The organism is Actinoplanes sp. NPDC051470 (assembly GCF_040682035.1).
Taxonomy (GTDB): domain Bacteria; phylum Actinomycetota; class Actinomycetes; order Mycobacteriales; family Micromonosporaceae; genus Actinoplanes.
In genome coordinates, this window is the sequence record NZ_JBFBAA010000060.1 from 1 (window position 1) to 21646 (window position 21646).

A 21646-nucleotide genomic window follows, 5' to 3' on the forward strand; every position below is an offset into this window, starting at 1 on the left:
TCCACCACGCCGGCCAGCGCCATCCGCTGCGCGTGCGAGGCGACCACCTCGTCCCTGGACCGTGCCCGTCCCCAGATGTATCGCAGTACTTCCGGATCGGCATCGAGCCGCACCTCCAGCTCCAGATGCCGATCCGCCAACGGGATTAGCAGCAACCGGTCGGTGCGCAGAATCGCTTGGGGCACCCGGCAACCATCACACAGCAACCGCAACTGGCGCGATGGGAATTCATCGGTGAGGGCATCCGGATTTGCCGCGGACAAGGTGCGGCACCCCCCGGGTGCCGTCACAGAGCGTGAGTGGCGCTCGCTGGTGCGCTGAACGGCGGCGGCTCTGGTGAGTGGGCCGTGTACATGCCGAATATTGCGTCCGCGCTGGTCGGAGGCGTTCTCGGGTCGCGGCAACGATCTTGGTTCGCTGTCCCCCGCGTCCTGCTTCTCCATCGTCGTTGATGACTGCGCGATGATGCCGTCTCATGCTGCTGCGACTGGCGTACTTGGGCATCACCAACGCATTCGCGCTGCTGCGGCTGTTGCCGGGCAGCGATGGGGACAAGGACACGGAGATCCTCGTGTTGCGCCACCAACTCGCGGTGCTGCACCGTCAGCTTGGCGAGCAGCGCGTCCGGTTCGACCCAGCCAATCGGGCCTGGCTGGCCGCGTTGCTGCACTGCCTGCCAAGACCCACCTTGCACCGTCTGCGGCTGCTGGTGCGGCCCGACACGATCCTGCGCTGGCACCGTGACCTGCATGCCCGCCGCCACGCGGCAGCGTCGCGGCCCCGACGGCGGGGCCGGCCACCCACCGTGCGCTCGATCCGCGCGCTGGTGTTGCGACTCGTGGCAGAGAACCCGTCGTGGGGATACCGGCGGGTGCACGGGGAACTGCTCACCCTTGGGGTGAAAGTCGCCGCGTCCACGGTCTGGGAGATCCTGCGCGCGGCCGGGATCGATCCCGCTCCGGAGCGGACCGCCACGACTTTGGCGCAGTTCCTGCGTTCGCAGGCCGAGGTGCTGCTGGCCGTGGACTTCCTCGAGACGATCACCCTGACCGGCACCCGCATGTACGTACTCGCGGTCATTGAGCATGCCAGCCGCCGTATCCGCATCCTCGGCGCGACCGCGCATCCCACCGCGGCGTGGGTGACCCAGGCCGCCCGCAACCTGGCGATGGACCTCGAGGACACGCGATGCCGGGTGAACTACCTGATCCGCGACCGCGACGGCAAGTACCCGGCCCTGTTCGACGCCGTCCTCGCCGACGCCGGCATCACGGTCGTGCTCAGCGGCGTCCGGATGCCCCGGATGAACGCGGTGATGGAGCGTTGGGTGCGGACCTGCCGCCGCGAACTGCTCGACCGGACGCTGATTTTCAGCCAGCGACACCTGCTGCACGCGCTGCGCGAGTACGAAGATTTCTACAACGGACACAGACCTCATCAGGGCATTGCCAACGCACGCCCACTCGCCCCGCTACCCGCAACGATCACCGACCCGCACCGGCTCACCCACCTGACCATCCACCGACACGCCCGCCTCGGCGGCATCCTGCACGAGTACGAGCATGCCGCCTGACCTGCCCGGATGGCATTCTCGGCAGGTACAGGGCCGATTCCGGTTGGCGTCACACCGCGTGACGGCTCTCGGCCGGCCGCCGCGCACGCTCAGCGGCATGTGCGGAAGCCGTGGTGGGGAGCCGGCCGCATAGGAGGTTGCCGGTCCTGTCTCGCCTCGATCGCGGCCGTGCTGGCGTACCTACCGCGACCGGGTAGGCCGCGTTGGCTACGGCGTGGTCAGGATCCTGGTCGTGGGCGCTCCGGCCAGGGCGGGCGAGCGGCCGGGGTCGGACCAGACGTCGGTTTGCAGGAACGCCAGGAACTGCTCGGCGGCAGGTATCGACGGAAAGTCGAGGTCGACCGTTACGTATTGCTGGTCGTCGACCGGACACAGGATGCGATGCTGCTGGACCCCGGCTTGCTCCCGCGTCTCAGCGAAGGAGTCGAAGGCCCGTCGCCAGGTCGGATAGTCGGTGATCGGATGCTCGATACGCAACGTAGGCATGGTTCGACGCTAGGTCTACGCGCGGCGGCGGGCCTATCCCAGCAATCTGGGTGGTTACGGTGGCCGCATGACAAGAGCGTCTGCCTTGCAACGACTGCAAAGCCTTGGCGGTGGCACCGCGGATGCACGTGCCCTGCGCGCCGCCGCGCTCGCCGAGATCGGCCGGGTCGTGCCGTTCGACGCTTATGTGTGGCCGCTGACCGATCCGGAGACGTCGGTCGGCGTGGCTCCGCTGGCGTCTCTGCCCCCGGCAGTGACGCCCGAGCTGCCGAACCTGATTCGCTTGAAGTACCAGTGTCAGGTCAACCACTGGACCGGACTGACGGCGGCGGCGCGACTCGACGAGCCTGCGGCCAGCCTGCTCTGGCGGGAACTCCTGTGCGGCCATGGTGTCACCGACATCGCCTCAGTGGCGTTCCGCGACCGCTACGGCTGTTGGGCCTCCCTCGACCTGTGGCGGACCGGCGGAACGTTCACCGCCGGCGAGCTGGCCTTCCTCGACGCGGCCACGGCGCTCTTGACCGAGCAGTTGCGTCGCCGCGTCGCCGCCTGCTTCGGTACCGCCGGCTCGCCTCTCGCCCGCGACCCCGGACCGGTCATGCTGCTGTTGGACGCGGGCCTTCGGGTGATCGGCCAGACCCCGCAGACCCACGACTACCTGCACCGCCTGCTGCCGGGCACGACCCCGGACCCGGTCCCCGCGGCCGCCTACAACGTAGCCGCCCAGTTGCTCGCCGCTGAGGCCGGCGCGACCACCAATCCGCCTCTGGCCCGGATGCACCTGACCGGCGGCCGCTGGCTGACCATGCGCGCCGCCCGTCTGGGCCCGCCCTCCGGCAGTGACGCCCAGATCGCGGTGACGGTCGAGGACAGCTCCGTACCGGACCGGACCGCCGTCTTCGCCCGCGCCTGCGGCCTAGCCGCGCGCGAGACCGAACTCCTGCATTACGTGACCACCGGCGCCGACACCCGCACGATCGCCGCGCAGATGTTCCTCAGCGAAAACACCGTCCAGGACCACCTGAAGTCCATCTTCGACAAAACCGGCACACGCAGCCGCCGCGCCCTGCTCTCGCGTGCCGCCGGCACCGGCTGACGCACGGTCATCAGCATGTTCGTGGGCGGACAGCGCCCAGGCTTGCCGTGACCCTGCGTAGCACTGACCGGATCGCGGCAGATCCGGATGGCAGAGCCCCAATTGGTCGACGGTGCCGCGCTCGCTGATGACCTTGCCACCAAGACCGGACCGAGACGTGGGTTGACCGACAAGTTCCACCAGGACCTCGTCGCGACAATCGACGCCGAACACGGCAATGACAGCCTGGGTCAACGCGGAGACGAGTCGCGCTACGACTCTGGTCGCGGCTTTCCTCGCGAATACTTCCTCGCGCATGCCAAAGGTGACAGATGGCGCGGCCGTAGCGACCGTCACGCCACCGCGAGCCCATCTTCCGATGGGGATGCCGATGAGCCGACCGCGGTGCGATCTTGAGCGGTTGTTGCCGCACCTGGCGGAGGTCATGATTGACGGGATCCACGAGGTGGACGGTCGGATCGTGATCGAGGCGCGCTCGGGCATACGCGTCGATCGTCCGAGCCGCACGCCCCAGATCGACCCACACGCGCAGCCAATCGGCCGCACGCTCATGCCGGGCCAAGATCGGCCACTTCTCCTCGATGATCATCACCGGGATCAACCACGGCGCCGTCGCCCGGCAACGCCCGGAACAGCGGTTCAGCCCCCAGCCTGATTCCAAGTAACTTTAAGAACCATAAACGACCGATGTACGGCAGAGCAGGCTTTGATCTCCTACCGCCGAATCCTGCTCAGCAGCTGACCCGCAACCACAAGATCATCGCCAGAACCCGGCACAACTCATGCCGCCAGTGAGAGGGCCTGGCTGGGGCACACGCGTGCCGCTTCCCGGGCCTTCTCGACCAGTTCACCCTCCGGCTTCTCGTTCAGCACGATGATTGTGCCGTCGTTCTCGCTCTGGTCGAACAGCGCTGGTTCAGTGAGCACACACTGTCCGGCACCGACGCACCTGTCGGTGTCCGCGATGATCCTCATGGCCCTGTCCTCCTTGAGGTGGGATGGAAGTTCGTCCGCTACCAGGTCACCGGAAGCTGGTACAGGCCATAGATGTTCGCGTCGTCCTTGAACGGCAGTTCGTCGACGTCCACCGCGAGCTCGAGCGTGGGGACGCGGCGGAACAGCGTGTCGAACACGATCTGTAGCTCCATACGGGCCAGGTTCTGGCCCAGACACTGATGCGGCCCGAACCCGAACGCAACGTGGTGGCGCGCGCTGCGCTCGATGTCGAGCTCGTCCGGGTTCTCGAAAGCCCGCGGGTCCCGGTTGGCCGAATAACCCAGCGCCAGCACTCCTTCGCCGGCGCGGATCAGCTGCCCGCCGACCTCGATGTCCTCGACGCACAGCCGGGACGCCGCCAAGTCGATGATCGTGAAGTACCGCAGCAACTCCTCGACCGCGTTGAGCGTTTTGCCGGGGTCGGCCTTGATCATCGCGAGTTGCTCCAGGTTGCGCAGGAACGCCACGGTCGACAGCGAGATCATGTTCGCCGTTGTCTCGTGGCCGGCCACGAGCAGCAGGAAGCCCAGGCCGGCCAGTGCTGTCCGCCGGTAGGTGCCCTCCGCGCGCAGTTTGACGATCTGCCGACCGAGCAGGTCGTCCGGCGGGTTCTCCTCCTTCTCCGAGATGAGGTCGGCCATGTAGCGTTGGAGGACCCCCGCGGCCGCCCACGCTTCCTCGGGCGACGTCGACGCCTTGAACATCTTCACCGTGTGCTCCTGGAAGAACTCGTGGTCGGCGTAGGGCACACCCAGCATCTCGCAGATCACCAGGGACGGGACCGGCAGCGCCAGCGACTGCACCAGGTCACCGGGCTGCGGGCCGGCCAGCAGCGCGTCGATCCGCTCGTCGACGATCTCCTGGATCCGCGGCCGCAGCGCCTCCAATCGGCGCACCGTGAACTCGCCGAGCACGGCCTTGCGCGCCGGCCCGTGCTCGGGCGGGTCCATCATGATCAGCATGCGCTCCGCGTCCGGCCGCCGGGTCGCCGCCTCGCCCTTGACCAGTTGCGGGAAGTCCGGATGCTGCCGGTCGGCGCTGAACCGCCGGTCGTTCAACACCGTTCGCACGTCTTCGTGGCGGCTGACCACCCAAGCCCACCCGCCCTCGGGCAGGCGAACCCGCGAGACCGGCTCTTCTTCGCGGATCTCTTCGTATGCCGGCGGCGGCGCGAACGGGCACGTGCGGGCCAAGGGGAACTCGTACTTCTCGGGGGTAGTCATGACTTCTTCCTTCCACGACGTCACGGACACGCGATAGGGCATGGACAGCGAAAACCGGGTATGAACGGCAGTCGGTCGACCGGTGCGACCGGGTTCGGCTCTGGGATGCGGCGGACCGAGGAGCCGCGATGGACCACGGGGACCGACAGCACCGTGGATTCAGACTTGGCCCGTCCCCTCGCGGGCAAAGAGCGGTTCCGCCGCTTCCAGTCGCGGTACCGAGATGCCCAACCGTCGTGCTTCGGCCAGGGTGTCCCGGCAGACCTCACGCGGCTCCTCGGCGTCGGGGTCGGAGTGCGCCGTGAGGTTCACGCGCGCGGGCGCGACATGAAGCAGTGAGCCAGGCGAGCGAGGGGGCGGTCAGCCAGGTGGGCGCCCGGAACGGCAGCACACCGGCCCGGTGACGTCGCAGGTCGAGGCCGCGCGCCTCGAGGAGCGGCAGCAGCTCGCGGCCAGCCAGCAGCCCCAGGCGCAGGTCGCCCGTTGCCCCGACCAGCTTGGACAGGGAGCCCAGCCGCAGGCCCTGCGAGAACAGGCCGGCATCCGACACGAAATGGACCCACAGCCAGCCGCGGAAGTCGGGCCGCTCCTTGATCCGGAGCCCGGCCTCGCGAAACGCCTGGCGTACGGCCCATTCCCGGTCGGTCGGGGGCTGGCCGAGGGTGCCGAAGATGACCGAAGGTAACAGCACTCCACGGACCACGCCGTCCGCATCGAAACCGCCACCGGCCTGGGGAAAGCCCCAGGCGACCTGGCCGCGGGGGAGTGCCCCGATCGCGGCCAGCGGCTCTGTCCAGATGTTGCCGAAGACCAGCACCGTGGCCTGGCTGACCCGCGGGGACAGGAAGGCCGTCGCCTCCGCGAGGCGGTGGTGCGGCACGCTGAGCACGATCAGGTCGAAATCGTGGTCCGGCTCCAGCGCCTCCCGGTAGCGCACCGGCCACTTCTCGACGACGCGCTGCCCCCACACCCGGCGCCGCGCGTCGAACAGATCGAGGCCCACCGCGTCTCCGTACGTCGCCGCGCGGCCCGGCCGGACGTAGAACTCGACGTCATGTCCCGCGTGGTGCAGGGCCCAGCCGTAGACGGTGGCGATCGCACCTCGGCCGAACATAAGGATCTTCACGCTGCACCTCGTGGGGTACGATCGATCTGGAGGTAATATCCACTTTCCAGGATATGGAGATAATCTCCATTTGTCAACGCGAGGTAGCGCATGACCGCGAACAGGCCGCTCCGGGTCGACGCTCAACGCAAGCGCGAGGCCCTGCTCGCCACGGCCCAGGAGGTCTTCGATGCCGGCGACTTCTTCGACCTACGCTTCGACGACTTCGCCCGACTGGCCGGGGTGGGCGCCGGCACGCTGTACCGTCACTTCCCCACCCGGGAGGCCCTGGCTGAGGCGGTCTACCACGGGGAAGTCGCCGCACTGTGCGATCGCGCCCGTCAGCTCCAGGCCACGTTGCCCGCGGCGGAGGCGTTGGCGGGTTTTCTGCGTGACATGGTCGACCACATGGACGCACATCAGGGCCTCGCCCGGACGCTGGCCACGCTGATGGCCAGCGGCTCAAGCACCATCGCCGAGGGCGGCCGGGCGCTGGAGCGGGCCGTCACCGACCTGGTGGCCGCCGCCGTGCAAGACGGCACTGTCCGCGACGACGTTGACGCCGGTGCCGTCATGATGGCATTGCATGGCATTGGGGCGGCTCATGACCGCCCCGCTTGGCGGGCCGAGGCCGACGGCGTCATCTCCCTCGTGCTGGATGGGCTGCGCCGCCCGGTATGACACGCCGCCCGCTGTGACGCCGATGCCGAGGGCGCGGCAGACGTCGTTGGCGCGTCGAGCCGCCGCCGGTGTGGAACACGGCGAGGTTCTGCTGGAAGACGGTGATCTCGAGCGGGTTACTCGCGGTGAGGTCGTCGCTGGTGGCGGTCAGCCGGTTCAGGGTGGTGCGGGTGGTTGCCAGGTCGATCTCGGCGGCACGGAGCTCGTCGGTGAGCTGCCGATCCGTTCGCGCAGATCGATGACGGCAGATTGAACGAACCTCCGGCGTCGAAGGGCCTCCCGGGGCCTTGGCAATCACGGCCTCCGCGGTTGCGCTGAGTGTCAGGCGCGCAGTGGGTTGGCGGCGGCCATGCGCTACCTCACGTTGACAAGTGGAACTTATCTCCATATTCTTCTACTGGAGATCATCTCCATTTTAATCGGACGGCTAAAAGCGACCGAGCGAAAGAGTGTTGTCATGAAACTGCTCGTATACGGCGTGGGGGCCACCGGCAGCGTGTTCGCCGCTCGCCTGCACGAGGCCGGGCACGATGTCTCGGTCCTCGACCGAGGTGAACGTCAGGTCGCCCTGCGCCGTTACGGTGTGCAACTCGCCGAGGGAACCAGCCCGGCCGTCCGGCGCGTGGCGGTGCCCGTGGTCGAGCATCCGGCAGGCGGGTACGACCTGATCGCTGTCTTTGTTCGTACCCATCAGGTGAGCGCGGTGCTGGAGTCACTCGCTGGCACCAAGGGCGACGTCCTTTTCACGGGCAACTGGGCGGCCGGAGCGCAGCCGCTGGGCGCGGTGATCGGCTACGAGCGAGTGCTGCTCGGCTTCCCTGGGTTCGGCAGCGCAATGGACGGTGATGTGGCCCGCTACAGCCCGGAAAACTTCATGGTCCGCCGGGTCCGAACGCCAGTCGGTGAACCCGACGGCCGCAGCACCCCGCGACTGGAACGGATCGTGCGTGCATTCCGCACCGCCCGGATCAACGCCAAGGTCGAGCCGCAGATGGATTCCTGGCTCAAGACACACGCTACGTTCGCGGTGCCACTCGGGCAAGCGGTGAACGCGGCAGGCGGCCCGGCAGCGCTCGCCGACGATCCGGGCGCGGTACGCGCCATGATCCGCTCCATGCGGCAGGCGCTGGCCGCCCTGCCGACCCGGCCGGTCCCGCGTGGATTCGTTGCGCTACAGACTCTGCCCCAAGGGCTGCTTGCGGCGATGCTGCGACGCTTCTTACTGAACCCGACGGTCGCGTACACCAGCCTCGGCAGCACCTCGCTCGCAGAGACGGCGGCCGAATACAAACTGATGACCGAACAGATGCATGCCTATGCGAGGGTTCGGTAGGCGATATACCCGGTCGTATTCGTGGTTGACCCGCATCCTACGGGCGACACTGGGGGCCAGGCTCGGGTGGCAGCGGCAGCGGGCCTGGATGTTGGTCTTCTCGTCGCTGGAGATGACGTATTCGTCAGCGCCGAGCGGTTCGCCGTCATAGGTGCGGGCGTAGAGGTTGAGTACCCGGCTGGCTTTGGCGGCGAAGTCCTGGATCGTGGATGAAGATCAAGCATTGGTGTTGCCAGGGGTTGATCGTGTCGTCGGCGAGGATCCGCCGGATCGTGGACGCGGAGATTGCCGGCACGAGTCCGCGGGCGATGACCTCGTGCGTCAGGTCCGGGCAGCTCCACCGTGACAGGGGCACCGCTCGGAAATGCGGTTCGGGCTACGCCGCCTGCGAGTATTCGCTGATCAGTCCGTTGAGGATCTTTCTGCGGCGGGCCCGCGCCGAGGCGAGATCGGCGACGGCTGGCTCGGTGTCCGTGGCGTTGGGCGGGCGTTGGTCGCGGCCCTGGTGGGGCCTGTGCTCGTTGTAGTGCTCGACGAACTCACCCAGGACCGCCAGCAAGTGCCGCCGGTGGTAGATCAGCATCCGGTCCAGACACTCCCGGCGAACCGCGCGCACCCAGCGTTCCGCGTACGCGTTCGCGCGAGGAGCCTGCGGTGGACTGCGAAGGACCTCGATGCCTTCGCTGGTGAAAACGTTGTCGAACACGGGGGTGTACTTGGTGTCGCGGTCGCGGATTAGGAACCGGAATTGCCCGGCCCGATCCCCCACCTGCAGCATCAGGTTGCGGGCCTGCTGCGCGACCCAGGCCCCATCCGGGTGGGTCGTGACGCCGAGGATGTGCACCCGGCGGGTGCCGATCTCCATCAGGAACAACACGTAGACACGGGTCAGCCCGATCGTGTCGACGTGCAGGAAATCGCAAGCCAAGATCCCCTTGGCCCGGGCGCTCAGAAACTGAGTCCAAGTCGGTCCAGCGCGCCGCGGTGCCGGATCCACCCCGGCCTTGGTCAGGATGGACCACACGGTGCTGGCCGCCACCCGATAGCCCAGGCCGACCAGTTCACCCTGGATCCTGCGGTGGCCCCAGCCCGGGTTCTCCTTCGCCAGGCGCAGCACCAGGGCCCGGATTACCGCCTGGACCGGCGGGCGGCCCGGCCGGCGCCGGGGATAGGTCCATTTCCCTGCGATCAGGGTGCGGTGCCAGCGCAGCAACGTGGCCGGGGTGACCATGAACGTCGCCCACCGCGGTCGGGGCAAGAACCAGGCCAGGGCCGAGAGCACCGCCCGGTCGGATGGCTCCAGATCCAGGCGCTTGACCTGACGGCGTAGCACCGCGACCTGGTGACGAAGGACCAGAATCTCGACCTCCTTCGCCCCATCGCCCCGCAGGCCCAACACGATCAACTGCAGCACCTGACGCAGGACCAAGTATCCGAACGACACGAACATGCCAGTCAGCCTGCCTCTGACGAGGCCGGCGACAACGCACAGAACCGCAGGCCAACACCGAAACCCTGTTTTCGAGCGGTACAGGGTCCTCATCGGAAGGTGGCCGTGGTCATGCCCGCTCTGGTGTTCGCTCGTCGCGCTGTGGACGGTGACGAACTGGCCAGAGTGCAAAAGTTGGCCGCAGCAAGGCATGCGCCGGCGGACTGGGTACTGCGGGCCCGGATTGTGACGCTGTCGTGGTCGGGTTTGACGGTGCCGCAGATCGCCGGCCGGGTTGGTTGCCACCCGCGGACGGTGCGGCAGCGGCTGCACCGGTTCAACAGCGACGGCGTGCCTGGCCTGGGTGATCGGGAGGGCCGCGGCCGGCCTCGGCGTATCAGTGAACAGCAGCGCTCGCAGATCGTGGCTCTGGTCAAGACGATCCCGCCGGGGAGGCTGCGCTACGACCGGGCCGCAGAAATGCTGGTGCAGGCGGATGAGACGTCGACCGCCGCGGTCTGGACCCTTGATGCGCTGACCGAGACGGCGAACGCCAAGGGCATCACCGTCGGCCGCTCCCAGGTGCGGCGGATCCTGCTCGCTGACGGGGCCCGGTGGCGGCAGGTGCGCTCCTGGGCGCTATCGAAGGACCCAGACTTCGTCCCAAAAGGACAGCCGCTATCGAGTTGTATACCCGCACGCCCGACGACCCGACGGTCATCTGCGCCGACGAACTCGGCCCGCTGATCCCGCGCGCCTACCCGGCCCAGCCAGGCTGGACCGCCGACGGCAACCGGGTCAAAGAAGTCGTGCAGTACTGGCGCGACCCGGAAAAAACCTGGGTCTACGGCGGCCTACGCATCCGTGACGGGCACGCGGTGACCATGTACGCCGACCGCCGCAACAGCCTCTGCTACCAGGACTTCCTGCAACAACTCGAGCACGACAACCCGACCGGCGACATCGTCGTCATCACCGACAACCTGTCCTCACACACCTCGCTGTCCACCCGCGAATGGCTCACCGAGCATCCCCGAATCCGGCACCAACCCCGCACCCGGCCTCGGCCTGCTCAGCCCCGACTCGGCGCCGCCGCCCCCGGCCGTCGCCGAGCCCGACCTTGAGCCGCCCGCCGCCGGCGCTTCCGGTTCGCGGTGGTGCTCGCGCTGACCCTCGGTCTCTTCGGCGCCGCGGCCATCGCGTACGCCCAGGCCCGGCCACCGGCCCAGCTCGTCGACTTCCGCGGCTCGATCGCCGTGTATCTCTACACCCATGACGAGTTCGACCGTGACCGGTTGGGTGCGTAGGCGTCCCCATCCACCGCCGCGCGGACGAGGTGCCGAAGCATTACAGGTCAACGCATTCGGGTGGGACGTCGAGGACGTAACCGGCCGCCCGCACGGTGGCGCGCAAGCGGAACGAAAGCGCGGCGTCAGTATCCATCGATACCGTTCCCTCAGTCGGTTCGAGAAAGGTGAATGGTGTGAATGTGCTGAGACGGTTCGTCCTGACGCTCACGTTCGTGGGTGTCGCGGTTTTCGGTACGGTGGGCCCGGCCGCCGCCAGTGGACCCCCGCAGGCAGACGGTCCCATCAACCAGTTGGCCAAGTTCTACCCGTACGACGCCTACGGCGGCCACGACAACGCGCTGCAGACGTGCCTGGACGACCGCGCGGCCATGAAGCGGGCGACCGAAGCCGACTACGTGTACTGTTCCGACGGCTTGTACCTCAACTGCCAGGTCGGGGTCGCGCTGTTCGCACACTGGGACACCTTGGCACCGGCGGTCCCGCCGGCCAAACCGGCCCAACCGGCATGCACGGGCGGCGCCGCGGCAACGGCCGGCGTTCCCCTGATCGCGTCGTGCGACCTCCACGTGGGTACCACGTACCAGAGCGGCAATCAGATCCGCGGCGACGGCTGGCGCAGCGGCAACTGCGGCGTTGGTACCAGCTACGTCGAGCTGCAGCGGAGCCGGTGGTTCGGCTGGGAGACGATGCGGACGGCGAACGTCAATACTAATGACGTGGACTACGGCGTCGGCTACGACTGCGGGGGCACCGGCCAGTACGAGTACCGGGTGATCCACGAGGGATACACGGCCGGCGGCGACTACCTGTTCGCCGAGTCGAACCACATCACCGCAGGCTGCTGACCGTCCGGTCGCCAGCAACCGAGCAAAGGGGTGAGTGCCTGTCCACAAGGCACTCCCCCCGGTGTGTCAGCCCACGCGCATTCGCCGGTGACCTGCCACTCACCGATGAACGGCATGATCTTCTTCTTGGCGGCGCCCCGGGCCGTCGCAACGGCGGACTTCCCGCGCTGCGATGGTCTTTGCCGCTGCCTGAGTTGCCGGCACGGGACGACGGCGAGCCGACCGTTGGCCAGCTGAGGGCCGCCCTACCTCGCCCGGATGGGAGTCGCTCGACCACACACCCGTGCGGCGAGGAACCACAACACCAACCCCAACCCGGGGAAACGCGAGTGGACACAGCACTAGCGAAAATGCTGGCGTTCCGTTGGCGAGGTCGAGGCGGATCGATGACCCGGGATACCGATGACATTTGTCTACCGCGGCCACGCCGACTCTTCGTACCCTGATCATATGAAACATCGCCGGTTCCCGATCGTCACCACCGTCGTGTTCGTCGTGACCGGAGTCGCGGAGCTTCTCCAGTGGACGGTGAAGAGTTGGGGCGGGCCCTGGAGCGCGACCCGAACGGTTTCAGCTGATCGCACTGGTGGCGCCTGTTCTCGCCGCTGATCACACAGATGGCGTCGCCGGGCGTGTCCGGCACCGCGCAGTTCTGCAGCAATATGGTTTTCCTGGCGGTCATCGGCGTCGGCGCCGGAACTCGCGCTGTGCCCGTGGTAGTGGCTCGCCGGCTACGTCGTGGGCCCGGGATGCGTTCATGGACGAGGAACAGTTGGCCCGTACGCTGGCGCACGAACGGTTCCGCCTCGGCGAGCTGCGCAACGGCATGCTCGAAGGCTGGTCACCACCGGCAGGGTCCGGCGACCAGTTCGACGTCGTCGCCGCCACCATTCCCGCGGTCCATCGCTACCACGAGCTCAAGGAACCCGGGCTCAACGAGGTCACCTACGCGGTGTTCCCCGCCTACCGCTGCGAGTTCACCGGCCGGGAGACCCAGCGGGAAGCCGAGGACCGCTTCGACCGCATGCTCGACCCCGCCAACCTCAAACGCCTGCCCACCCCCTGGCTACGGATGCGCTACGACAACCCCCGCACCGGCGGCGGCAGCGTCGGCACCGAACTCGGCCTGGGCCCGCCCCGACAAGCTCCTCAAAGAGCTCCGCAAACTCGACGCAGCAGACGGCGCCTGGATCGACTTCGAAAGTTTCCAGAACAAACTGCGCCGCGCCTTCTGGGAGGACGGGCTGCGGCTGGCCGCCGGCGACGACTCCCGGCAGATCGACATGACAGCGCTTCTGGCCTACGCGCAGGATTTCCTTTTCGAGGGTGTCGACGATGAACCTTGAGATCGAGTACGACCAACCCATCCGTGACGCCACCGCCGACGACATCCACGTCGCCTTCACCAAGCTGAGCAGCACCGGCCCCCGCTTCGCCGTCCTCGACCGAGGGCCGCACTTCTACATTCAGGCGTACGCCGTCGACTCCGGAGACCTGGACGTCGGCTACCGCGACGGCGGCCCCGACAAGGCCTACGAAACCGCCCAGCCACAACCGCGCGCCGCGGTCCTCGACGCGTTCCTCAGCTACCTCAATGACGACAACCGCTGGCGGACCGCCTTCGAATGGCAACGCACCCAGGACGAGCCGTGACTGAGTTCCCCCCGGTTTGGCGGAGCTTCTCAAACATGATCGACTGATCATGGGGAGGAAGTATCCGTGGCAGCACCGAAGAAATACCCCGACGAGCTCAGGGCGCGGGCCGTGCGCCTGTATCGCGAGTCGGACCCGAAGCCGACGATCCGGCGTCTGGCCGAGCAGCTGAACGTGCATCATGAGGCGTTGCGCAACTGGATCCGGCAGGCCGAGGCCGACGCGGGCGAACGTCATGACCGGCCCACCAGCGAGATGGCGGATGAGAACCGCCGGCTGCGTGAAGAGGTCGCTGAGCTGCGCCGGGTCAATGAGATCCTGCGCGCCGCGTCCTCGTATTTCGCTGCGGAGCGGTGCGCCATGTAGCGCTGATTGATCGAGGAGGGTGAGAGACCTTTCCGCCGGGCCGTCGCAGCGGCCTGGTTGGAGCCTGAGGGCAGCCTGATCCGCGCAATGGCGGTGAGGGTGGCAAGCGGCCCTGACAAAGGCGGTGACGTGCCGGGACTGCCAGACGGTGCGGGTTCGTCGAGGCGAGGCCAGAAGGTGCAACGCGAGTGAACCAGTGGTTGAAGCTCCGTAACAGCGAAGCCGGCTCCAACCTGGTGGATATGGGCCGGTGTGCAGCGCACGACCCTGCGGCTTCGGCGGCGGGGTGGACTCTGAAGCCGTTTAGCTCCGACGGTCAGGAGGCCATGGTGAAGGCCTGCGGCGTAGCCGTGGCGATGCTGCCGGAGTAGAGCTGGGCACCTCCCTGGCCGATCGATTTGTTGGTGAACGTGGGAACCGACCGGCGTCCGCCGGATCTCCGGTTCGTCCAGGACGGGGATCGGGCAGGTGTGTTGCCGCTGATGGGTGACCGGTCGGGGCGGAGGCCTCGTAGTAGTCGCGGGCGTGACGACCCGCCGCCGGGGTCCGGGAAAGCCGGACGCAGGGCGAAGGGGGCCAGCAAGTCATGCAGTGCGGATATTGGAATGCCAGGAGGAGTTGTCGCCAGTGAATACCGACGATCCGGAGTTGGCCCTGTTGCGGGCCGAGGACCGGGTACTGAAGATCCAGACCAAGCTGCACCGTTGGGCTCGTGATGATCCTCATCGCCAGTTCGGCGACCTGTTCAACCTTGTCACCGATCCCGCGTTCCTGTTGGTGGCGTGGGACCGGGTGCGGGGCAACAAGGGTGCCGGGACCGCCGGTGTCGACGGGCGGACAGCGCTGTCGATCGTGTTGCGTGTCGGGGTCGAGGACTTCCTCGATGGGCTGCGGTCCGCGTTGAAGGACCGTAGTTTCCGGCCGCTGCCGGTGCGGGAGCGGATGATCCCTAAGCCGGGAGGGAAACTGCGCCGGTTGGGGATCGCGACGATCACCGACCGAGTGGTCCAGGCATCGGTGAAGCTGGTGTTGGAGCCGATTTTCGAGGCGGATTTCCTCCCATGCTCGTATGGGTTCCGTCCGGGACGCCGGGCTCATGACGCGGTGGCTGAGATTCGTCATCTGGCCACGAATCCACGCCGTTACGAGTGGATCGTGGAAGGTGACATCAAGGCCTGCTTCGACGAGATCGACCACACCGCTCTGATGAGCCGGGTGCGTGGCCGGATCGCCGACAAGCGCGTCCTGGACCTGGTGAAGGCGTTCCTGAAGGCCGGGATCCTCGGTGAGGACCGGCAGTTGCGGGAGACCAACGCCGGGACTCCGCAGGGGTCGATCTTGTCCCCGTTGCTCAGCAACGTCGCCTTGGCGGTGCTGGACGAGCACATTGCCCAGCAGCCCGGAGGTCCGAACTCCAGCCCGGGTGTGAGAGCTGGGCGGCTGCGGCGTGGCCTGCCGAACTTCAAGCTGGTGCGGTATGCCGACGACTGGTGCCTGATGATCAGAGGCAGCCAGTCCGATGCCGTGGCATTACGGGATGAGATCACTGGGGTGTTGTCGACGATGGGCTTGCGCCTGTCGCCCGAGAAGACGCTAATCACCCATATCGACGAGGGCGTGGATTTCCTCGGGTGGCGCATCCAGCGTCATCGAAAGAGGGGAACCGACCGGCACTTCATCTATACCTATCCGGCCAGGAAGTCGCTGAAAGCGGTGATGGCCAAGGTGAAGACGTTGTGTCGGCAGGTCGAGGTAAGCCAGCCGCTGGACGAGCTGATCCGCAGGCTCAACCAGGCAGTTCGTGGCTGGTGCGCCTACTTCCGGTCCGGGGTGTCGTCGGTGACCTTCGCCTATCTGAGCCAGTACCTGTGGCAGACGGTATGGCGATGGCTGAGGCGCAAACACCGCCGGTCCACCTGGAAGGAACTACGCCGTCAGTACTGCGGCGGCGGCTGGCGGCCGCGTGGGCAGCGGGAACTGTTCGATCCAGAGACGCTGGGAACGACCCGGTATCGCTACCGCGGATCGATCATCCCGTCGCCCTGGCCGACAGCCTGACGAGGACCAACACCGATCCGATCGGGACTTGCGGAGAGCCCGGTGCATTGAAAGGTGCACGCCGGGTTCGGGAAGCGGCCCAGAGAAACGGACGACCACCATGGCCGAGCCGCGCTCTGGGCCGACTTCACCGGCCCGACCCGGCGACGGTCATGAGGTTCATCGACGAACACCGTGACCGCTTCGCGGTCGCGCTCCTGCTACGGGTCCTGAACATTGCCGAGTCGACCTACTACCAGTGGGTGAGACAGGCCGAACAGCCATGCGACCGCGACCTGGTCGACCTCGGTCTGATCTCCAACATCTATGAGATCTGGGAGACCTCCGGCTTCACTTACGGCGCTGACCGGGTGCATCGGCAACTACGCCGCGACGGGATCCAGGTCGGCCGCAAACGCGTCGAGCGGCTGATGAGCCAGCAGGGTTGGCACGGGGTGTTCCTGCGGCGTGGCTGGCGTGGCGGCTCCACGAAGCAGGATCCGCGGCACACGCCGGCGCCGGATCTGGTCAACCGCACCTTCACCGCAGCAGCCCCGAACCGGTTGTGGGTCGCTGATGCCACCCGGATCCCGTGCGGGGAAGGCGTGTTCTGGCTGGCCGCCGTCCGCGACGTGTTCTCCCGCCGGATCGTCGGGTGGAAGACCTCGGATCGGTGCGACACGGATCTGATCCTGGCCGCGCTCGAGTACGGCATCTGGTCGCGTGACGTCCGCGACGGGCAGTTGATCCACCACTCGGATCGTGGGTCGAACTACACGAGCTTCCGCTTCTCACAACGCTTGCAGGACAACGGAATCCGGCCGTCCATGGGCTCGGTCGGCGACTCTTACGACAACGCCCTGATGGAGAACTTCTGGTCGACGTTGAAGATCGAACTGGTCTACCGCAACAGCTGGCGGACGCGCGACGAGGCCGAGAACGCGATCTTCACCTACATCGACGGTTGGTATAACACCCGCCGCATCCAGAAAGAGCTCGGCCACCAAAGTCCCGACGAATACGAGACCGCCTGGCACGCCCACACCGAGCCAGATAACCTCACCCCTGCCCCGACCGGAAGCAGGTAACCATCGCTCCGTCGAAACGGGGGAACTCAGGCGCGGGCCCCCCCGCTGTCCCGCTTCGACGGAGACCCCTGTCTCCCAGAGTCTCATTCTCTGTGGAGTGTCGATCAGAAGGCCGGAACGGTCCATGCCACACCGGTGCGGCATGGACCGGCATCCGGCCATGTGGGACGCTGCGGACCTGGACGGTCGGCCGGGCGGTGAGGTGACTCCGCCGCGGATGGTCGACTGCGCCAGGCGGGCAGCATGGCAAGACTCTGACGAAGCGGCTCCGCGTCGTCGGTGACGACCGGCGCCGCAGCGACGTATGTCGATGTGATGGATGCGCGCCACTGGACCATGAGCAGGCGATTCCAGGCATGTCCCAGGGTTCGGAACGGGTGGTTGCCGGCCGCTACCGCTTGATCCGGCAACTGGGCCGGGGCGGAATGGGCGTGGTGTGGCAGGCCCGCGACGAGGTGCTCGACCGTGATGTAGCGCTCAAGGAGATCTACCTGTCGGGCTTGGGCGCCGATGATCCGCTTTCGGTGCGAGCACTGCGGGAGGCTCGGGCGGCGGCTCAATTGCAGCATTCGGGGATCATCACGGTCCATGATGTGGTGATCGAGGAGGGCCGGCCGTGGATCGTGATGGAGCTGATCGATGGGCCTTCGCTGGGTCAGGTGGTCGCTGACGAGGGTGTGCTTCCCGAGCACCGGGTCGCGGTGATCGGTCTGCAGGTGCTCGCCGCATTGCGTGTGGCGCACCGGAGCGGCATTCTTCATCGGGATGTGAAGCCGCCCAACATCCTGCTTGATGGCGAACGGGTGGTGCTGACCGATTTCGGTATCGCGGCGATCGACGGCGCTACCGCTTTGACGGTGACAGGGCAGATGGTGGGCTCGCCGGCCTATCTGGCGCCGGAGCGGATCAACGGCCGACCGGCGACGACCGCCTCGGATCTGTGGGCTTTCGGGGTGAGCCTCTACGTCGCGGTGAGCGGCCGTTCGCCGTTTCAACGCGAAGACGCCCTGAGTACGTTCGCTGCGGTGCTGACCAGTGATCCCGTGCCGCCGGCCGGGATCGGGCGGCTGTGGCCGATCATCGCCGGCCTGCTGGTCAAGGACCCCGCTGGGCGGTTGACGGCGGAACCTGCGGCGGAGTTGCTGGCTGCGGTCGCGGACCTGTCCACGGTTCCGGCGGGGCCGGCACAGCCACGGTGGCCACGCCGGTTGCGGTCCCGGGAGCATGCCGAGGCGGTGCCACCGGCCGTTCTGGCGACGTCTCGTCCCGGGACCGAGACGTCGCCGGTTCGATACGTGACGGCGAGACGCCGGCGGAGGGCGGCGGTCCGGTTGATCGGTATCCTCGCGGCCGTCTCGCTGCTCCCGGCTACGTCTCTGACCGGAGAGCCGCCGGGTCGGCGTGGCGTGAAAGAAGGGCCGGCCGACGGTTCCGGTACTCGCCCGGCGAGCCCGGTTGTCGCCCTGCCCGCTGCCACCGGGACACCTTCACCCGTCCCCAACGCCTTACCGACGCCGCCGGCACCACCGCCAGGGTTCAAGACGGTGCATGTCGACGGTCCTCTCTACCTGGCGATACCGCAGTCGTGGGAAGTGAAAAACGACGACATCGGCAAACGCCTTCAGCCGATAGGCAGCAAGTCGTGGCTGGGATTCGTGTATGACGCGAACGTGGAGAAGGGCGTGTCGGCCGCCGTCTTCCTGCGCGACTACGTCGCCCACTCCAGCCAGAACCACCGGCGGATCCGCCTGACCAGCGTGGCCGTACCGCGCGGCGGGAGCAGCGCGGCCGAGTGGGAGTACACGGAGACTCAGGACGCTCTGAGCCTGGTCACGAGTTTGACCCGGGAGCGGGCAAGCCTCAGCGAGCACCGCATCGCCACGATCGTCAACGCGCAGACGGGGGTGCCGGTCATTCTCTTCGGCGAGCTACTCGATGGGCTCAGTACCCGTTGGACCTGAGCCATTGGAGCCACCTGCAGCTTCTGGTCGACGCGGCTCGCGGCTTGCCCACTTTGCAGGTATGGCTATTCGGCTCGGCGCTACGCTCCTGCAAGCAGGCAGACCTGGATGTCCTTGTGATCTATCAGGAGCGTTCGAGCGTCGTGGCTCTCCGAGCCGCGCAGCCCTGGAACGAATTCGACCCGCCCTGCGACATTATTGCGATGACTCCACTCGAAGAACGCGAGTACGCGTTTATCGCAGCAACGCGAGCAGCGCGTCTCGTGTAGGCGGCCGACGACTACAGTGCCGCGCTGATGCGCCGGGCGAGTGGCTGCGACAGCCGCTCGTCGGCTTCCTGTTCGGTGCACCACGCCCAACTGCGCAGCTCGTCGGCGGGCAGTCGGATCTGCTCGTTCTGCGACGCGGCGAGAACTTGCACCGCTGGCCGGATCAGCCGTTCGCGGACTGACGCCCTGAAGGGTGACCACCGCCCCAGGCAATCCCGATCAAGCTCTCCTCATGGCTTCTATCGTGCTGCGTAAGACCTCGTTCTGCGTACGGTGGCAGGCCGGCCGAGCCGGCCGGCGGCAGTGCTGCACCTTCCGCGGTCCATCAGCGGAGAAGGCGCTGGCCGCGAAGCAGCTCGCCGAGTCCCGTCGTCATCGGATCACCAGCAGCGAGGTCTACGCGACGCTCGACCCGAAGCGCATCACGCCACCATCCTTGCCAGCGCCGCAGAACCTACGAGACTGGGTCGAGCGCTGGCTTACTGTCAAGATCGACGTCGCGGCGTCAACGCATGCCGAGTACGCGCGCCTGCTCAGGCACCACGTGATCTCCGACCTCGGTGACCTAGGAGTCGAACAGATCTCCCGGTTCGAGCATCTCGACCCGTGGAAGGCCGGCTTGTCGAGGAAGTTGTCGGCGGCGACCGTCCACAAACACTGGGCGATACTGAGCATGGTGATGCGCGACGCGGTGCCGTACCTTCGCCCGGACAACCCGCTCGAACGGCCGCAGGGCCATCGAGGCAACGACTTGCCCCGGCTCACGCCGTACCAGGCGTGCTTCCTCACCACCGAGGAAGCGCAGATTCTGCTCGTAGCCTGCCCCGACCAGGTCCGCGGCCTGATCCAGGCTGCACTGGGTACCGGGATGCGCCTCGGAGAACTGCTCGGTCTGCGCGTCGGGGCGGTTCGGCGCAGCGGGAACGCTACTACGGTCCGTGTCGAGCAGACGCTGCTCAATGACGGGCGATTCGACGTGCCGAAAACAGCGGCCTCACGACGTTCGATCATGCTGACGTCCAGCCTCACTGAACTTTTCTCGCGTCTGATCCATCGACGGCGTCCCAGTGAACTGGTGTTTCCCGCACCCAATCGCGGTCCCTGGAACGCCAACAACCTCCGGTCTCGCTTCTGGTATCCCGCCATCACCGCAGCGCAAACGTGCCCCGACCATCCGGCGCCACTCCAAGGCCGTAGCCGTAAAGCCGTCGCCTCACTGTGCGACTGCGCCACCTACCTCTACCAGCGGCCACGATTTCACGACCTACGGCACTCGCACGTCGCGTTCTTGATCGACGCCGGCTGGGATTTCTACGCCATCCAGAAGCGGCTCGGCCACGCCTCCATCAAGACCACCTTCGACATCTACGGCCACCTGTTGCCCTACGGCGACGAACAGCATCTCGCCGACCTCGAACGACGGCTGCCGTCGGCAGCGTTCCCGGCGAGAACACAGCTCCTCGCACGGTCATGATGAAGGCACTGAACATCTCGCCATGCGATGAGCAATGCTTCCTGCCCCAACGCTTTCCGTAGCCTCGCTCAAGGACTGCAACGCTCACCGCGAGCCTGATGTCCTACACATTCGACTCAGAGATCCCACCAAATCCGGCTGACGGCACAGCCTCGAGTCACTCCGTGGACCGAGGCGCCCCCTTGGGTAAATCGCCCCGGAAGTCGCAGCCCGGACACTTGTCCTCGCCCTCGATATGTCCCTCGTACCAGCGGTGCACCGCCGCGTGGAGGATCGCGGTCTCGGCAGTTGCTTCACCTGATCTCATCGCGGAGATGGCGTTATTGATGATCAGCTTCAGCACCGAGTTGTCCCGATCCGGGAACGGTGGTGACGGCATCGGTCCATTTAGGTCGGTCGTCGTGCGAGACTATCTCACGCGGTACGATGTCCGGCAGGTTGTGAGGCCATGGGCCGCCGACAGCAGCACGTACACCGGTCGTACCGACGGCGGCACCGGACCGCTACGCCCCGACTGGCCGACGACTCGCGACCTCGACAGGCTCTTAGACCCTGGTAAATAAGGGGTTCGGCACGAGGCTGGGTCTGGCGGAGATCGACGATCCTGCCCGTTTGCGGCGTGTCGCGCAGACACGAGGAAGGGCCTCCGGTACGAGCAAAGGCGACTAAACCAGCAGCTCGTAACACCGAAGGCCCAACCCTGTCTGTATACCTCGTCGCT

25 protein-coding genes and 1 pseudogene are annotated in these 21646 nt (G+C 66.9%); 18 read left to right on the forward strand and 8 right to left on the reverse strand.

Features of this window, described 5'->3' with window-relative positions; genetic code table 11:
* Window positions 1–185 (reverse strand): annotated as a pseudogene (locus AB0M54_RS46625) (GNAT family N-acetyltransferase); the annotation flags it as partial.
* 290 nt (window positions 186–475) lie between these two features.
* Here AB0M54_RS46625 and AB0M54_RS46630 point away from each other — a divergent pair.
* Complete coding sequence (locus tag AB0M54_RS46630; protein WP_364479566.1) at window positions 476–1573, forward strand: integrase core domain-containing protein; 1098 nt, start codon at window positions 476–478, stop codon at window positions 1571–1573.
* A gap of 207 nt (window positions 1574–1780) precedes the next feature.
* Here the strand turns inward: AB0M54_RS46630 and AB0M54_RS46635 are convergent, their stop codons facing one another.
* Window positions 1781–2059, reverse strand: coding sequence for a hypothetical protein (locus tag AB0M54_RS46635; protein ID WP_364479568.1), 279 nt, complete (start codon window positions 2057–2059; stop codon window positions 1781–1783).
* 67 nt (window positions 2060–2126) lie between these two features.
* Here AB0M54_RS46635 and AB0M54_RS46640 point away from each other — a divergent pair, with 67 nt between their 5' ends.
* The gene (locus AB0M54_RS46640) at window positions 2127–3155 is read left to right on the forward strand and encodes a helix-turn-helix transcriptional regulator (protein WP_364479571.1); all 1029 of its coding nucleotides are present in this window, start codon (window positions 2127–2129) and stop codon (window positions 3153–3155) included.
* A 162-nt stretch (window positions 3156–3317) separates the two neighbouring features.
* Window positions 3318–3551 (forward strand): hypothetical protein, encoded by a 234-nt coding sequence (locus AB0M54_RS46645; protein WP_364479574.1) that lies wholly within the window; start codon window positions 3318–3320, stop codon window positions 3549–3551.
* 384 nt (window positions 3552–3935) lie between these two features.
* Here AB0M54_RS46645 and AB0M54_RS46650 read toward each other — a convergent pair whose 3' ends face one another.
* The 3 genes from AB0M54_RS46650 to AB0M54_RS46660 form a co-directional block, all read right to left on the reverse strand.
* Window positions 3936–4130: a ferredoxin gene (locus AB0M54_RS46650; protein WP_364479576.1), complete on the reverse strand. Its 195-nt coding sequence runs from the start codon at window positions 4128–4130 to the stop codon at window positions 3936–3938.
* A 38-nt stretch (window positions 4131–4168) separates the two neighbouring features.
* Window positions 4169–5374, reverse strand: a complete 1206-nt coding sequence (locus tag AB0M54_RS46655) for a cytochrome P450 (RefSeq protein ID WP_364479579.1) — start codon at window positions 5372–5374, stop codon at window positions 4169–4171.
* A gap of 265 nt (window positions 5375–5639) precedes the next feature.
* Entirely contained in the window at window positions 5640–6500 is an 861-nt protein-coding gene (locus tag AB0M54_RS46660) for a 2-dehydropantoate 2-reductase N-terminal domain-containing protein (RefSeq protein WP_364479582.1), read from the reverse strand.
* A gap of 90 nt (window positions 6501–6590) precedes the next feature.
* On the opposite strand from AB0M54_RS46660, the gene AB0M54_RS46665 reads away from it, so the two are divergent.
* The 3 genes from AB0M54_RS46665 (at window position 6591) to AB0M54_RS46675 (ending at window position 8493) form a co-directional block, all read left to right on the forward strand.
* Entirely contained in the window at window positions 6591–7160 is a 570-nt protein-coding gene (locus AB0M54_RS46665) for a TetR/AcrR family transcriptional regulator (protein ID WP_364479585.1), read from the forward strand.
* A 70-nt stretch (window positions 7161–7230) separates the two neighbouring features.
* Window positions 7231–7413, forward strand: coding sequence for a hypothetical protein (locus tag AB0M54_RS46670; protein WP_364479588.1), 183 nt, complete (start codon window positions 7231–7233; stop codon window positions 7411–7413).
* A 96-nt stretch (window positions 7414–7509) separates the two neighbouring features.
* Window positions 7510–8493, forward strand: coding sequence for a 2-dehydropantoate 2-reductase N-terminal domain-containing protein (locus AB0M54_RS46675; protein WP_364334902.1), 984 nt, complete (start codon window positions 7510–7512; stop codon window positions 8491–8493).
* Between the two features lie 376 nt (window positions 8494–8869).
* Here AB0M54_RS46675 and AB0M54_RS46680 read toward each other — a convergent pair whose 3' ends face one another.
* Entirely contained in the window at window positions 8870–9943 is a 1074-nt protein-coding gene (locus AB0M54_RS46680; RefSeq protein WP_364479591.1) for an integrase core domain-containing protein, read from the reverse strand.
* A gap of 111 nt (window positions 9944–10054) precedes the next feature.
* On the opposite strand from AB0M54_RS46680, the gene AB0M54_RS46685 reads away from it, so the two are divergent.
* From AB0M54_RS46685 to AB0M54_RS46735, 11 genes are all read left to right on the forward strand, one after another.
* The gene (locus tag AB0M54_RS46685) at window positions 10055–10669 is read left to right on the forward strand and encodes a helix-turn-helix domain-containing protein (RefSeq protein WP_364479594.1); all 615 of its coding nucleotides are present in this window, start codon (window positions 10055–10057) and stop codon (window positions 10667–10669) included.
* Window positions 10609–11046 (forward strand): transposase, encoded by a 438-nt coding sequence (locus tag AB0M54_RS46690; RefSeq protein ID WP_364334861.1) that lies wholly within the window; start codon window positions 10609–10611, stop codon window positions 11044–11046. The genes AB0M54_RS46685 and AB0M54_RS46690 overlap by 61 nt, the downstream gene beginning before the upstream one ends.
* 33 nt (window positions 11047–11079) lie before the next feature.
* Window positions 11080–11229 carry a hypothetical protein gene (locus AB0M54_RS46695; protein WP_364334858.1) on the forward strand — a complete coding sequence of 50 codons (150 nt, stop codon included), beginning with the start codon at window positions 11080–11082 and terminating at the stop codon, window positions 11227–11229.
* 176 nt (window positions 11230–11405) lie between these two features.
* Window positions 11406–12077, forward strand: coding sequence for a hypothetical protein (locus tag AB0M54_RS46700; RefSeq protein WP_364334855.1), 672 nt, complete (start codon window positions 11406–11408; stop codon window positions 12075–12077).
* A gap of 757 nt (window positions 12078–12834) precedes the next feature.
* Window positions 12835–13416: a hypothetical protein gene (locus AB0M54_RS46705; protein ID WP_364479597.1), complete on the forward strand. Its 582-nt coding sequence runs from the start codon at window positions 12835–12837 to the stop codon at window positions 13414–13416.
* Complete coding sequence (locus AB0M54_RS46710) at window positions 13413–13730, forward strand: hypothetical protein (RefSeq protein ID WP_364479600.1); 318 nt, start codon at window positions 13413–13415, stop codon at window positions 13728–13730. The genes AB0M54_RS46705 and AB0M54_RS46710 overlap by 4 nt, the downstream gene beginning before the upstream one ends.
* Window positions 13731–13796: 66 nt before the next feature.
* Window positions 13797–14096, forward strand: coding sequence for a transposase (locus AB0M54_RS46715; protein WP_364479603.1), 300 nt, complete (start codon window positions 13797–13799; stop codon window positions 14094–14096).
* A 188-nt stretch (window positions 14097–14284) separates the two neighbouring features.
* Window positions 14285–14467, forward strand: a complete 183-nt coding sequence (locus AB0M54_RS46720; RefSeq protein ID WP_364334894.1) for a hypothetical protein — start codon at window positions 14285–14287, stop codon at window positions 14465–14467.
* Window positions 14468–14723: 256 nt separating this feature from the next.
* Window positions 14724–16154, forward strand: a complete 1431-nt coding sequence (gene ltrA / locus AB0M54_RS46725; RefSeq protein ID WP_364479605.1) for a group II intron reverse transcriptase/maturase — start codon at window positions 14724–14726, stop codon at window positions 16152–16154.
* A 47-nt stretch (window positions 16155–16201) separates the two neighbouring features.
* On the forward strand, window positions 16202–17221 hold the full coding sequence (locus AB0M54_RS46730) for an IS3 family transposase (RefSeq protein WP_364479620.1): 1020 nt from the start codon (window positions 16202–16204) through the stop codon (window positions 17219–17221).
* Between the two features lie 356 nt (window positions 17222–17577).
* Complete coding sequence (locus AB0M54_RS46735; protein ID WP_364479608.1) at window positions 17578–19182, forward strand: serine/threonine-protein kinase; 1605 nt, start codon at window positions 17578–17580, stop codon at window positions 19180–19182.
* Window positions 19183–19462: 280 nt separating this feature from the next.
* On the opposite strand, the gene AB0M54_RS46740 is transcribed toward AB0M54_RS46735, so the two are convergent.
* Window positions 19463–19603, reverse strand: a complete 141-nt coding sequence (locus AB0M54_RS46740; protein WP_364479611.1) for a hypothetical protein — start codon at window positions 19601–19603, stop codon at window positions 19463–19465.
* A gap of 80 nt (window positions 19604–19683) precedes the next feature.
* Between AB0M54_RS46740 and AB0M54_RS46745 the strand changes: the two genes are divergently transcribed.
* Window positions 19684–20925, forward strand: a complete 1242-nt coding sequence (locus AB0M54_RS46745; protein WP_364479614.1) for a site-specific integrase — start codon at window positions 19684–19686, stop codon at window positions 20923–20925.
* Between the two features lie 157 nt (window positions 20926–21082).
* Here the strand turns inward: AB0M54_RS46745 and AB0M54_RS46750 are convergent, their stop codons facing one another.
* Complete coding sequence (locus tag AB0M54_RS46750; protein WP_364479617.1) at window positions 21083–21268, reverse strand: hypothetical protein; 186 nt, start codon at window positions 21266–21268, stop codon at window positions 21083–21085.
* Window positions 21269–21646 lie beyond the last annotated feature (378 nt).

Coding starts and splice junctions, on each gene's coding strand:
- AB0M54_RS46630 (WP_364479566.1), top strand. CDS start 476: ATGCTGCTGCGACTGGCGTACTTGGGCATCACCAACGCATTCGCGCTG.
- AB0M54_RS46635 (WP_364479568.1), bottom strand. CDS start 2,059: ATGCCTACGTTGCGTATCGAGCATCCGATCACCGACTATCCGACCTGG.
- AB0M54_RS46640 (WP_364479571.1), top strand. CDS start 2,127: ATGACAAGAGCGTCTGCCTTGCAACGACTGCAAAGCCTTGGCGGTGGC.
- AB0M54_RS46650 (WP_364479576.1), bottom strand. CDS start 4,130: ATGAGGATCATCGCGGACACCGACAGGTGCGTCGGTGCCGGACAGTGT.
- AB0M54_RS46655 (WP_364479579.1), bottom strand. CDS start 5,374: ATGACTACCCCCGAGAAGTACGAGTTCCCCTTGGCCCGCACGTGCCCG.
- AB0M54_RS46665 (WP_364479585.1), top strand. CDS start 6,591: ATGACCGCGAACAGGCCGCTCCGGGTCGACGCTCAACGCAAGCGCGAG.
- AB0M54_RS46675 (WP_364334902.1), top strand. CDS start 7,510: ATGCGCTACCTCACGTTGACAAGTGGAACTTATCTCCATATTCTTCTA.
- AB0M54_RS46680 (WP_364479591.1), bottom strand. CDS start 9,943: ATGTTCGTGTCGTTCGGATACTTGGTCCTGCGTCAGGTGCTGCAGTTG.
- AB0M54_RS46685 (WP_364479594.1), top strand. CDS start 10,055: ATGCCCGCTCTGGTGTTCGCTCGTCGCGCTGTGGACGGTGACGAACTG.
- AB0M54_RS46705 (WP_364479597.1), top strand. CDS start 12,835: ATGGACGAGGAACAGTTGGCCCGTACGCTGGCGCACGAACGGTTCCGC.
- AB0M54_RS46710 (WP_364479600.1), top strand. CDS start 13,413: ATGAACCTTGAGATCGAGTACGACCAACCCATCCGTGACGCCACCGCC.
- AB0M54_RS46735 (WP_364479608.1), top strand. CDS start 17,578: ATGTCCCAGGGTTCGGAACGGGTGGTTGCCGGCCGCTACCGCTTGATC.
- AB0M54_RS46745 (WP_364479614.1), top strand. CDS start 19,684: ATGGCTTCTATCGTGCTGCGTAAGACCTCGTTCTGCGTACGGTGGCAG.